The organism is Streptomyces sp., assembly GCF_050698815.1.
Lineage (GTDB): Bacteria > Actinomycetota > Actinomycetes > Streptomycetales > Streptomycetaceae > Streptomyces.
This window is the reverse complement of the sequence record NZ_JBOHCV010000020.1, coordinates 1-10,579: the sequence shown is the minus strand read 5'-3', so window position 1 is coordinate 10,579 and position 10,579 is coordinate 1. Positions and strand designations below refer to the sequence as shown.

At 68.6% G+C, this 10,579-nt stretch carries 14 protein-coding genes; 10 read left to right on the top strand and 4 right to left on the bottom strand.

Annotated features, from left to right (window positions below; genetic code table 11):
• Positions 1 to 103: 103 nt before the first annotated feature.
• Both ACRDP3_RS00710 and ACRDP3_RS00705 read right to left on the bottom strand, forming a co-directional pair.
• Positions 104 to 1,345 (bottom strand): RNA polymerase sigma factor, encoded by a 1,242-nt coding sequence (locus tag ACRDP3_RS00710; protein WP_431514812.1) that lies wholly within the window; start codon positions 1,343 to 1,345, stop codon positions 104 to 106.
• A 7-nt stretch (positions 1,346 to 1,352) separates the two neighbouring features.
• Entirely contained in the window at positions 1,353 to 1,709 is a 357-nt protein-coding gene (locus tag ACRDP3_RS00705; RefSeq protein WP_431514811.1) for a YciI family protein, read from the bottom strand.
• Between the two features lie 286 nt (positions 1,710 to 1,995).
• On the opposite strand from ACRDP3_RS00705, the gene ACRDP3_RS00700 reads away from it, so the two are divergent.
• From ACRDP3_RS00700 to ACRDP3_RS00665, 8 genes are all read left to right on the top strand, one after another.
• Complete coding sequence (locus tag ACRDP3_RS00700) at positions 1,996 to 3,123, top strand: methyltransferase domain-containing protein (protein WP_431514810.1); 1,128 nt, start codon at positions 1,996 to 1,998, stop codon at positions 3,121 to 3,123.
• Between the two features lie 104 nt (positions 3,124 to 3,227).
• Positions 3,228 to 3,563, top strand: a complete 336-nt coding sequence (locus tag ACRDP3_RS00695; protein WP_431514809.1) for a hypothetical protein — start codon at positions 3,228 to 3,230, stop codon at positions 3,561 to 3,563.
• Entirely contained in the window at positions 3,560 to 3,895 is a 336-nt protein-coding gene (locus tag ACRDP3_RS00690) for a YnfA family protein (protein ID WP_431514808.1), read from the top strand. Before ACRDP3_RS00695 ends, ACRDP3_RS00690 begins: the two co-directional genes overlap by 4 nt.
• A gap of 103 nt (positions 3,896 to 3,998) precedes the next feature.
• The gene (locus ACRDP3_RS00685; RefSeq protein ID WP_431514807.1) at positions 3,999 to 4,325 is read left to right on the top strand and encodes a hypothetical protein; all 327 of its coding nucleotides are present in this window, start codon (positions 3,999 to 4,001) and stop codon (positions 4,323 to 4,325) included.
• Positions 4,282 to 4,800, top strand: a complete 519-nt coding sequence (locus ACRDP3_RS00680; RefSeq protein WP_431514806.1) for a DUF6879 family protein — start codon at positions 4,282 to 4,284, stop codon at positions 4,798 to 4,800. Before ACRDP3_RS00685 ends, ACRDP3_RS00680 begins: the two co-directional genes overlap by 44 nt.
• A gap of 8 nt (positions 4,801 to 4,808) precedes the next feature.
• On the top strand, positions 4,809 to 5,660 hold the full coding sequence (locus ACRDP3_RS00675; RefSeq protein ID WP_431514805.1) for a helix-turn-helix domain-containing protein: 852 nt from the start codon (positions 4,809 to 4,811) through the stop codon (positions 5,658 to 5,660).
• 92 nt (positions 5,661 to 5,752) lie between these two features.
• Entirely contained in the window at positions 5,753 to 6,181 is a 429-nt protein-coding gene (locus ACRDP3_RS00670) for a hypothetical protein (protein WP_431514804.1), read from the top strand.
• Positions 6,178 to 6,393, top strand: coding sequence for a hypothetical protein (locus tag ACRDP3_RS00665; protein WP_431514803.1), 216 nt, complete (start codon positions 6,178 to 6,180; stop codon positions 6,391 to 6,393). Before ACRDP3_RS00670 ends, ACRDP3_RS00665 begins: the two co-directional genes overlap by 4 nt.
• Before the next feature lie 245 nt (positions 6,394 to 6,638).
• Here ACRDP3_RS00665 and ACRDP3_RS00660 read toward each other — a convergent pair whose 3' ends face one another.
• On the bottom strand, positions 6,639 to 7,250 hold the full coding sequence (locus tag ACRDP3_RS00660; protein WP_431514802.1) for a DUF6879 family protein: 612 nt from the start codon (positions 7,248 to 7,250) through the stop codon (positions 6,639 to 6,641).
• Positions 7,243 to 7,512 (bottom strand): hypothetical protein, encoded by a 270-nt coding sequence (locus tag ACRDP3_RS00655; protein ID WP_431514801.1) that lies wholly within the window; start codon positions 7,510 to 7,512, stop codon positions 7,243 to 7,245. The genes ACRDP3_RS00660 and ACRDP3_RS00655 overlap by 8 nt, the downstream gene beginning before the upstream one ends.
• Before the next feature lie 297 nt (positions 7,513 to 7,809).
• Here ACRDP3_RS00655 and ACRDP3_RS00650 point away from each other — a divergent pair, with 297 nt between their 5' ends.
• Both ACRDP3_RS00650 and ACRDP3_RS00645 read left to right on the top strand, forming a co-directional pair.
• On the top strand, positions 7,810 to 8,217 hold the full coding sequence (locus ACRDP3_RS00650; protein WP_431514800.1) for a hypothetical protein: 408 nt from the start codon (positions 7,810 to 7,812) through the stop codon (positions 8,215 to 8,217).
• Entirely contained in the window at positions 8,214 to 10,379 is a 2,166-nt protein-coding gene (locus tag ACRDP3_RS00645; protein WP_431514799.1) for a tetratricopeptide repeat protein, read from the top strand. The genes ACRDP3_RS00650 and ACRDP3_RS00645 overlap by 4 nt, the downstream gene beginning before the upstream one ends.
• The last annotated feature ends 200 nt before the right edge of the window (positions 10,380 to 10,579 follow it).

Below are 10,579 nucleotides of genomic sequence, written 5' to 3'. Positions count from 1 at the left end.
CGACCCCGCCGCCCCCGGTCCAGCCCCCGGGCGGCGCCTTCGGTCCGCCGCCGGAGGTCTGACTTCCGCGCTCGCGCCCCCGCCCCACGCCGGGCCACCCGGCCTAAGCAGCGCCGAGTGTCTGTCTGTTGCGCCGCAAGAAGTCGCGCTCGGCCGCGTTGTCCGTACGGACGATCGCCGCCTCGTAGGCCGACGCGGCCTCGGCGGCGCGGCCCAGGCGCCGGAGCAGGTCGGCCCGGATGGCGTGGAGGAGGTAATAGCCGTCGAGATCGAGGCCGTCGACGAGGCTCAGTGCCGCCTCCGGCCCCTCGACCTCGGCCACGGCGACCGCGCGGTTGAGGGAGACGACGGGGCTCGGGGCGAGCGAGGAGAGCTGGTCGTACAGCTGCAGGATCTGCCCCCAGTCCGTGCCGGCCGTGGTCGGCGCGTCACTGTGCACGGCGTTGATCGCCGCCTGGATCTGGTACGGGCCGGGCCGGTCGCGCCGCAGACACCGCCGGACGATGGCCTGGCCTTCCTCGATCAGGTCGCGGTCCCAGCGGCCTCGGTCCTGGTCGGCCAGCCGCACGAGCTCGCCGTCCGGACCGGTACGGGCCGACCGGCGGGACCCGACAAGCAGCATGAGCGCGAGCAGCCCCATGACCTCCGCTTCATCGGGCATCAGCTCGGCGAGTAGGCGGCCGAGTCGGATGGCCTCGGCGCACAGGTCCTCGCGGACGAGTTCCTCGCCCGAGCCCGCCGTGTAGCCCTCGTTGAAGACGAGGTAGACGACGGCCAGTACGGGCCGGAGGCGGTCGGGGAGGTCCGCATCCCTGGGGACCCGGTACGGGATGCGCGCGTCCCGGATCTTGCCCTTCGCCCGGACGATCCGCTGCGCCATCGTCGGCTCGGCCACCAGGAAGGCGCGGGCGATCTCCGCCGTGGTAAGCCCGCCGAGGAGCCGGAGGGTCAGCGCGACCTGGGCGGCCCTGCCGAGCGCAGGATGGCAGCAGGTAAAGATCAGCCGGAGCCGGTCGTCGCGCACGGGGCCCTCCTCGGCACCTTCGTCGGGGGCGGAGGTGGAGGCGGGAGCGTGCAGCAGGGCGGCCTGGGCGTGCCGGTCCTCGCGGGAGGCTTCCCGGCGGAGGCGGTCGACCGCCCGGTTGCGTGCGGTGGTGATGATCCATCCGGCCGGACTCGGAGGCAGTCCGCTCGACGGCCACCGTTGCAGCGCCGTGGTGAACGCGTCCTGGACCGCCTCCTCGGCGAGGTCGATGTCACCGAAGACGCGGACCAGGACGGCGACCGAGCGCCCGTACTCCTCGCGGAACACGCGCTCCATCACCGCCGCGGTCACCCCCGGCATGCCGGCGTCACCCGCAGGATCCGTGCTCCATCGGCCTGACCTCGATCGCGAGGGGGGTGAGCACCCGGGCGAGCTTGCGGCCCCACGCGAGCGCGGCGTCGAGATCGGCCGCCTGGATGACGGTGAACCCGCCGATGTGCTCCTTGCCCTCGATGTACGGGCCGTCGGTGGTGAGCACCTCATCACCCGTCCGCTGCAGCACGGTGGCCGTGCTCGGCGGGTGCAGGCCCCCGGCGAACACCCAGGCTCCGGCCTCCCTGAGCTCGGCGTTCAGGGCCTCCACGTCCCGCATGATCGGGTCCAGGACCTCGGGCGGCGGGGGCTCCCCATCGGGCTGGTAGATGCTGAGCAGGTACTGCTTCACGAGAATCACTCCTTGGCGACCTCACGGCCGGACACCGTGCCGGCCTCTCACCCTCTATACGAACGGCAACCCCTTATATCGACACCCAACCCAAGAACGATCGCGCGCGCCTGTGCTGCGCCCACGCGCCCTGCCCGCCCCGTCCCCGCCACCGGTAGCTTGCTGCCTACCCCCGCAGGAAGGCACGGCATGGGAAGACACGGCGGTAAACCGGACACCAGCGAGTCCGACGGACACAAACCCGAGAAGCCCATCCCACCTCCGCCCCCGCCGAAGAAGTGACCGCATGCGCACCCCCCGCACCCTCGCAGGACTCCTCCGCGCCGAAGGACATCTGGACGATGGCTGGTACGAGACCGTGGCCGGTCTCGACCGCGGGGCGTTCGTGCCCGACCGCATCTGGCTCCGCGGCAACGACGGCTACCGGCCGGTCACCCGCACCGCGCAACCGGAGCGTTGGCGCGAAGCGGTCTACACCGACACGGCCGTCGTCACCCAGGTCGCCGACCCGGACCGTGTCCCCGCCCGCCGGCCCACCAGCTCCGCGAGCATGCCGCGGATGGTCACGCGCATGCTCGCGGCGCTCGACGTCGAGGACGGGCAGCGGGTACTGGAGGTGGGCACCGGAACCGGCTACAACGCCGCGCTGCTCGCCGCCCGCCTCGGCGACGCTCAGGTGACCAGCGTCGAGTACGACCCGGACCTCGCCGACCAGGCGCGTGCCGCCCTGAAACGAGCCGGCTACTCCCCCAAGGTCGTCACGGGCGACGGTGGGCGCGGCGTGCCCGGCGGCACCCCCTACGACCGGGTCGTCGCCACGTACTCCATGCACCGCATTCCGCTCCCGCTCGTCGCACAGACCCGGCCTGGCGGGGTCATCGTGCTGCCGTGGGGCACCGGCCTGTACAACGGCGTCCTCCTCCGGCTAGCCGTCCAGGACGACGGAACCGCCAGCGGGCCGGTCATCGACGACTCCGCGTTCATGTGGGACCGAACGCAGGAGCCCGACCGTGACGTCATGGCCGTCGTCAACGCCGATGCGGCGCGCGCACGTACGAGCCGCAGCGACCTCGATCCGCGCTCACTCCTCGGCGACCCCGACATGGCGTTCGTCGCCGGTGTCCTCGTGCCCGGCACCCGCTACAGCGTCGGCCACGCCGACGACGGCAGCGGCGAGTTCACCGTCTGGCTCGCCGACGCGGGCACCGCTTCCTGGGCGGCCGCCGACTACGAGCCCGGCGCCACCGACTTCGCCATCGAGGAGCACGGGCCCCGCCGCCTCTGGGACGAGGCAGCCGCGGCGTACGCATGGTGGCGGGGGTCCGGCTCACCGGAGCGGACCCGGTTCGGAGTCACGGTGACCCCAGGTGGCCGGCATGTGTGGCTGGACGCTCCCGAGCACACCGTCGACTGAGCCGGCATGGTGGGGTGACTCACAACCGCCCGTACCCGGGTACAGGTCTACCGTCGAAGCAGGCACCGGCAGCCGGCCGCTGCCCGACGAAGTGGACGATCATCATGACGTGGGTACCAGCCGCCTGCACCCTGCCGACCGCCGAGCAGCCGCTGCGCGTCGCGGAGTTCGACGCGCTGTTCAGCGAGTCGCTGCTCGGTGTGAACACCCTCTCCGCCACCCGCCTCCAGCTGGTACTGGACGGCACCGAAGCCGTAGCGGAAAGCGCCCGCGACCTCGCCACGCGGGAGAGCGGCTGCTGCTCGTTCTTCACCTTCGACTTCGCGCGCGACGCCGATGACCGACTGCTGATGGACGTCACCGTCCCCGAAGCGCAGGCCGCGGTCCTCGCGGCGCTGGCCGACCGCGCCCGCGCCGCCCATCGGGCAACCCGCCCGTGACGATCGCCCGCTCCATCGCCCTGTTCGCGCTCGCCGCCCTGCTGGAGATCGGCGGTGCCTGGCTGGTCTGGCAGGGCGTCCGCGAACACAAGGGCATCGCCTGGATCGGCGGCGGAGTGATCGCACTCGGCCTCTACGGCTTCGTCGCCACCCTCCAGCCCGACGCCGACTTCGGCCGCGTGCTCGCCGCGTACGGCGGGGTGTTCGTCGCGGGATCGATCGCGTGGGGCATGGTCGCGGACGGCTACCGCCCCGACCGGTTCGACGTCATCGGAGCCCTGATCTGCCTCGCCGGCATGGCCGTCATCATGTACGCCCCCCGCGGTCAATAACCGCCCTCGCAACGAGACTCCGTCGTTGGTGGACACGACCGGCTGCTGCACGACAGACCGAAGTCCTCAGCCCCATACACTGATTACTCACTGTAATGCACTCTTGACGCATCGGCAGTGCCGGGGTGATGGTTCGCAAGATGCCGCAATCCATCGCACGCAGGAGACCGCTGTGCCGCTACGGTTCATCGCAAAGGATCCAGAGACCGGGAGCAACGCCAGCCCCACGGTGTGGGTCGACGAGGAGAATGACGACCTGGTGTTCCAGGGGTGGAAGGTCAACGAGACCACCACCCAGGAGTGCCTGTCGGTCGGCAGCATCCCCGACCATGAGACCGTCATCAGGATTCCCGCCCGCATGGTGTCGATCGTCAGGGAGGCGTGCGATGTCGCCGAGCAACGTGCCGAGCTTCACGGAGCTGATGGCTGACTGCCACCGGACCGCTGTCCACCTGGAGATGCGCGACAGTTACGGGGTGGACTACGAGACCGGGGACTTCGCCGCCTGGCGGAAGACGGGCCGCTGGGACAATCCCGAGTACTGGAATCCGTGGACTTCCCTTGTACGCGACGCCGTCGGCCGGGGAGTTGAGATGCGCAGAGTCCGCATCGTCTCCGAGCCTGTCACCGAGTACATCCGCTTCGAGTACGCCGGTACCGTCAACAACGTCTCCGCGGGGGAGAAGGTGCGATGGCTGCCACGCCGGCAAACGTCCGGCATCGCCTTGCCCGGCAACGACTTCTGGCTGTTCGACGGGCAGTTGGTGGAATGGAACCACTTCACAGGTGATGGCGGCCTGGCCGGTCACGAGCTGACCGACGATCCAGACGTGGTCAAGCTGTGCGCCTCGGCCTTCGACACCATTTGGGAACGGGCCATCCCACACGAGGACTTCGCGGTCTGATCCTCACCATGTCGCTCTCACCGTCGTCCAGCGTTCAAGAGGCACGCAAAGCCGTCGCTCAGCGGCTGCGCGAAGTTCGCCTGGACGCTGGGCTGACCGGGCGCGAGATCGCCGCGCGCTGCGGCTGGCACCCGGCGAAGTCCTCTCGGCTTGAGAACGCCAAGGCAGTCCCCTCGGACGCCGACATCCGAGCCTGGTGCGAGGCCTGCAGGGCCGAGGACCGCATCCTCGACCTCATCGCCGCGTCACGATCGGCGGACTCGATGTACGTCGAGTGGCGTCACCTCCACCGTTCGGGCCTGCGCGGCATCCAAGAGTCGTATCTCCCGCTGTATCAGCGCACGCGAGCCTTCCGTATCTATTGCTCGAACGTCATGCCCGGGGTGCTGCAGACCCCGGAGTACGCCGCCGGGCTTCTCTCTGTGATCGCCGACTTCCACGGCACCGGGGACGACTCGGCGCCGGACGCGGCAGCGGCCCGCATCGAACGTTCTCAGGTCATCCGGCAGGGTAGGCACCAGTTCGCGCTACTGGTGGAAGAGACCGTGCTCCGCTACCAGATCGGCGACGTCGCCACCATGGCGGGCCAACTCGGGCATCTCCTTTCAGTGATGGCACTGCCCTCCGTATCCCTGGGAGTGATCCCCTTCGGCATGCGCCGCAGGATCTGGCCACAGGAGACTTTCAGCATTTTCGATGGGGAGACGGTCGAGATCGAGCTGCTGACAGCTCGGGTCATGGTCACCGCCCCGAGCGAACTCGAACAATACGAGAAGGCGTTTCAACGGCTTACCGAACTCGCGGTCTACGGCGACGGCGCCCGGAAGTTGATCAGAGCTGCACTCGACTCCATGGAGTGAATCTCCGCAACTTCTCGCAACATCGTGGGCTCCCGATACTGCCGACTTCTACCGTCAGTTGCCATCCGAACACTGACGATGCAGGGGTCGCCATGCATGCCACACACTCCACTCGCGCCCGCGAGTGGTCGCCGCGCTCAGGACTCGACACCGAGCTTGTCAAGGCCAGTGTGTGGTGGGACGCGCTGAGGGCGCCCGCGTATCTGGGGGACCGTGTGCTCGCTCAGCTCGGCGACGAGTGCGGGGCGGTCATCCGCGATCCGTACGCGCATCGGCTGTACTGGCTCATCAGCCCTGGTACGGCCGCCGGTTGGCACTTCCCGGAGGTCGCACGCGTGCAGGTCCTCGGCGCGGCGAGCTGGGTGGCCGTACCGCCCCGCGACCGGGTCCGCTTGCCCGGGCTGCACTGGGCGCGGCCCGTTGAGGACGGTCGTGTGCTGACCGACCCGGACACGCTGTACGCCACCTTGACGGCTGTCATCGCTGACGCGCTCGGCCCTCGCCAGGGAGTAGCTCCGTGAAGCGCGGCGGCTACTGCGCCTGGCACAAGGGGTGGGCCGAGGACGTCGCGCTGGCGGTCGTCATCGAGCAAGGCTCGGGCCCCGGCGGCAGCGCGTACGCCTGCCTCCCGTGCGCCCGTCCCCTCACCCAACGCCACGACGCACCCGAGATGTTGAAACAGGCGGTCGCCGAGATGGAGGCCCGAGCCCAACAGCCGGGCCAGGCGTCATGAGACAGCGGGCCGCCGTCGTCGGCCACTGGATCGCCATCGCCGCGCTCCTCGGCGCCATCCTCTACGGCTCCCGGCCCAGCCCGTGAGCCGGCCCTCGCAGGCGCACGCCCGAGCACCAGCACGTCTGGTGCACGGCCCGGATGCGGAGATCGTCTCCACTTCATAGCGAAGCGTCCCACCGAGGCCGGCTCCGGCTGTCCGCCAACTCCCCCGTAGCGGACGGCCGGAGTCCTCAGCTTTGGGGTTCAGCAGGTGACGACCGGCGGAGCGAGCGAACTGATTTCGCGGTCAAAGAAATCGAAGAACGCTTCACTGCGATCGTACAGCGCGTCGAAACCGGCCAACGTCTCTTCGATCAGCGCCGGATCGGTGTATCGATTGGCACCGTCCGCATTTCCGTCGTCGTCATAGATGACCTCGTACATGACCGAGTTCCCGAGGATGACGACTTCGGGGACCGGACCGTCTCTCTCGATGTCCGAGATCGTCCGGGCGTCAATCACCCTGATATGGTCCCCCAGCATCACGCGCAGCCGGAGAACGAACGACTCCCACTGCACATACGGAGTCACCGGGAATTCCACGACGCGAAGACGGCGCTGCACGAGATCACGGCGGGCGATCGCCTCGAGTTGCCGGCTGTAGGTTTCGCGCTTCTCTTCGATGAGCGACAGCGCTCTGTCCCATTCACCGGCGGCAAAGGCTTCCCAGCTCGCGAAGCCCCGCTCCTTGAAGTGCTGCCCACGTTCGAGCTTGCTGACGCGCCCGATGTCGCCTTCGTAGAACCGGTAGAAGTCCTCGTGGTACCTCTTCCGATCGAAACGCTCGGAGCCGCCTCTTGAAAATGAATCAAACACTGGGGATATCCGGCTTCGCCGCAATCATCATATTCATCGGGATCACCACGAGTCGTTCGTCGGCGCCGATCGAGGTTCCGGCGGGCAGATTCTTGCCGAGGGAGTCCGTGAGATCCCTGCCGATGACGGCGACATCTCCGTTGTCGAGCTCCCAGATGTCGGGACAGTCGGGGGTATCGGTCGTATTCCCTAACTCCCGGGGCGACTTACCCAGCCGCTGCTTGAATCCCGTCGTCGGGTCGGCTTCCCAAGGCCGTGCCATCCCCATCACCCCTTCGATTGGCTCACAAACCTCACCACCATAGCAGTGAACGTGTCACCAGAACCAGACCGTGGGACCAAGATCGACGGCGCATCTCAGACTGGGCCGGCATATGTCATCAGCAATTATTATGATCCCACGAGAAGAAGATCTCTACCTTGTCACATCCGGCTCGTGGGTGTATGAATGCTTGATCGGAAAGCAGAGTCGTCGCCAACTCGCGGCAGCGGCAAACGTATCCAAAACAATGCCGACAAGCTAGGAAATTGCCGACCCACGCGATCAGAGGAACCGTGGATGGAGTTCACTTCACTCGCACAGACCGCTGGAACAACATTGGTCGCCCTGATGGCGACCGATGCCTGGGAGCGTACCCGCGAGGGGATCACTCAGCTGTGGCGACGGATTCAGCCACATCGGGCCGAAGCTGTCGCCGCCGAATTAGAGATCAGCCGCGAGGACATTGTGGCTGCCCGCACGACCGATGATCAGGAAACACTGAGCGAGCTCAGTTCGCAGTGGCAGGGCCGGTTCCGGCGCCTGCTCGTCGCCCGGCCCGAGGCGGCCGAGGAACTGCACAGGCTGCTTGACGAGCTCGGGCCCCCGGCCACCGCCGCCGGACCGGCGATCACACAGCAGGGCACTGCTTCAGGCCAGGCCCGGATCTATCAGGCCGGGCGAGACCAGCACATCACCGAGCGATGAGTGGCGCGATGGACGGCCGGGCCGAGGACGACGGCCGCGTCTACCAGGCCTCGGGCGACCAGCACATCACTGAGCATCACCACCACGGCCAGGACGGGCCCACCTTGGGCGGCCCCGACTCCGTTCGCCGTCCGACGGTCGGCCGGGCACCTGTCGCACTGCGCGACCGCGCCGAGGTCCTGGAGCGTTTACGGGACAGCGTGGCCCCGGACCGCTGCGGAGAGGTCTACGTACTCCACGGCATGGGCGGCTGCGGCAAGACAGCGGTGGCGCACGCGTTCTTCCAGTTCGCCACCGAAGAACGGGCCAGGGTGGGCCTCTGGGTCAACGCATCCGACCGGGCGAGCCTGCGCGCCGGCATGCTCGCCGTGGCAGCCGACCGCGGGGCCCGCGACGGCGAACTGCTGGCCGCTCGCAACGGATTCCGCCCCGCCGCCGACCTGGTGTGGGAGAACCTCGACCGGTCCGCCGACCCCTGGCTGCTCGTACTCGACAACGCTGACGATCCGGCGATTCTCCGCGACGGCAGCTGGTTGCGCACCAGCCCGCGCGGCACTGTCGTGGTCACCACCCGCCGGGCTGCCGCGCATTGGTGGCCAGGAGCCGAGTTGCAGCACATCGGCGTACTGCCACGCGAGGATGCCGCCTGCGTGCTTCGCGACCTCGCTCCGCACAGCGGCTCGATGGAACAGGCGGCTGACATCGCGGACCGGCTGGGACGGCTCCCGCTGGCGCTCACGCTCGCCGGCGGCTTTCTCTCCCACCAAGTGATCGACCCCTGGACCATGGACACTTACGCACGCCACCTCGAAGACGATGAACGAGTCGCACTCATAGACCGAGGAGCTGACGCCTTGGCTGACGAGGAACCTCGCCAACTGGTCGGCCGGACCTGGCAGCTGACACTCGACGCCTTCGAAGCCCGTGGGCTGCCCGAAGCGGTGTCCCTGCTCAGGCTGCTGGCTCGGCTGGCACCCGACCCGCTGCCGCTTGCTCTGCTGAACTGTCCGGAAATCAACGGCATTCTCCCCCGTGCCCGTGCCGAGACAGCACTGCGAGCGCTGCTCGATCACTCGCTCACCGAATTGGTCGACGTCGGTGAACGCTGCGTACAGAGTCACGGCGTACTGCTCGACAGCGTCGCCGTCGCCACACCGCACGGAGAACTGACCCTGCTCAACGCGACAGCCATCCAGCTGCTCGACGCGGCTGTTCCCGACATCCCGGACGCCGGCCCGTACGACCCCCGGCTGCGGTTACTCGCTCCCCACGCACTCGTCCTGTTGCGACGCGTCACCGATCCGCCGGTCATGGCTGACGCGTTGGCCGTCGCCATCCGGTTGTCCGTCGCTCTGCACCGCACCGGCGACTACCTGTCCGCCTGGGAGACCGCCCGCGCCGCAGCAGCTCTTGGCGAGGAGGCTCTCGGCTCGGAGCACCGCTGCGTACTGGCCGCGCACTCACGCACTGGCCGGGCGCTCTTCCGGCTGGGGAAATACGCCGAGGCCGAGCTGCTGCTCGTCCGCGTCCGCGCCGCTCAGGAGCGGCTGTTCGGCCCCGACGATCCGGACACCCTGGACACCGGTCACGGTCTCCAGCTCGTGCTCAGCAATCTCGGGAAGCGAGAAGAAGCACTCGCACTTCTCCGCTCCACGGTGGCCGGCCGACGCACGGCGCTGGGCCCGTCGCACCCCCTGACCCTGCGTTCCCGGGCGAGCCTCCTGACCATGCTGTCCGCATCCGAGCTGACCGGCGAGGACGACGGCGCGCTGCTGTCCCTGCCCCAGGAGTGTGCCCGCTACCTCGGCGCCGACCACACCGTCACCCTGGGCGCTCGCCACAACCACGCCTGGGCCCTGTACGTCATGGGCCGTTTCGACCAGGCCGACGCCGAAGTCCGGCGGGTCGCCGAGGAATACCTGCGCCGCTTCGCGCCCGACTACCCCATCGCACTGTCGGCCCGGCAGCTCCTCGCCCGAACTCAGGCCGCGCTCGGTCGCGTTGACGCAGGCGTCGATCTGATGGCTGATGTCGTGACCAGACGTGAACAGGGCCTTGGCTTCGACCACCCCTTCACGGTCGCCAGCCGGGAGCTCCTCAACGAACTCAGGTCCGGACAATGGCGCCCGCCCCGACCACCCGCTCAGGAGACCCCGGACTGACTCAGCGCGCGCACCCCGCCGACACGGTGCGTGCGCCCTCCGGGCCGGAACCGCGCCACGGCTTCATCACACCTAGAGCACTGTCGGAGTGCGGGTTTCACGTAGTACTCCAGCCGTAGTTGTGGATCTTCATGGTGTTGCTGTGCGGCGGCGCCCGACCTCGCCTACGGCTCCGACATCGCCAGCATCGGCCTGACCAT

What these genes read in the sequence shown, in the direction of transcription:
- ACRDP3_RS00710 (WP_431514812.1), bottom strand. Translation starts at nt 1,345, where the DNA reads ATGCCGGGGGTGACCGCGGCGGTGATGGAGCGCGTGTTCCGCGAGGAG.
- ACRDP3_RS00700 (WP_431514810.1), top strand. Translation starts at nt 1,996, where the DNA reads ATGCGCACCCCCCGCACCCTCGCAGGACTCCTCCGCGCCGAAGGACAT.
- ACRDP3_RS00695 (WP_431514809.1), top strand. Translation starts at nt 3,228, where the DNA reads ATGACGTGGGTACCAGCCGCCTGCACCCTGCCGACCGCCGAGCAGCCG.
- ACRDP3_RS00680 (WP_431514806.1), top strand. Translation starts at nt 4,282, where the DNA reads ATGTCGCCGAGCAACGTGCCGAGCTTCACGGAGCTGATGGCTGACTGC.
- ACRDP3_RS00675 (WP_431514805.1), top strand. Translation starts at nt 4,809, where the DNA reads ATGTCGCTCTCACCGTCGTCCAGCGTTCAAGAGGCACGCAAAGCCGTC.
- ACRDP3_RS00670 (WP_431514804.1), top strand. Translation starts at nt 5,753, where the DNA reads ATGCATGCCACACACTCCACTCGCGCCCGCGAGTGGTCGCCGCGCTCA.
- ACRDP3_RS00655 (WP_431514801.1), bottom strand. Translation starts at nt 7,512, where the DNA reads ATGGCACGGCCTTGGGAAGCCGACCCGACGACGGGATTCAAGCAGCGG.
- ACRDP3_RS00650 (WP_431514800.1), top strand. Translation starts at nt 7,810, where the DNA reads ATGGAGTTCACTTCACTCGCACAGACCGCTGGAACAACATTGGTCGCC.
- ACRDP3_RS00645 (WP_431514799.1), top strand. Translation starts at nt 8,214, where the DNA reads ATGAGTGGCGCGATGGACGGCCGGGCCGAGGACGACGGCCGCGTCTAC.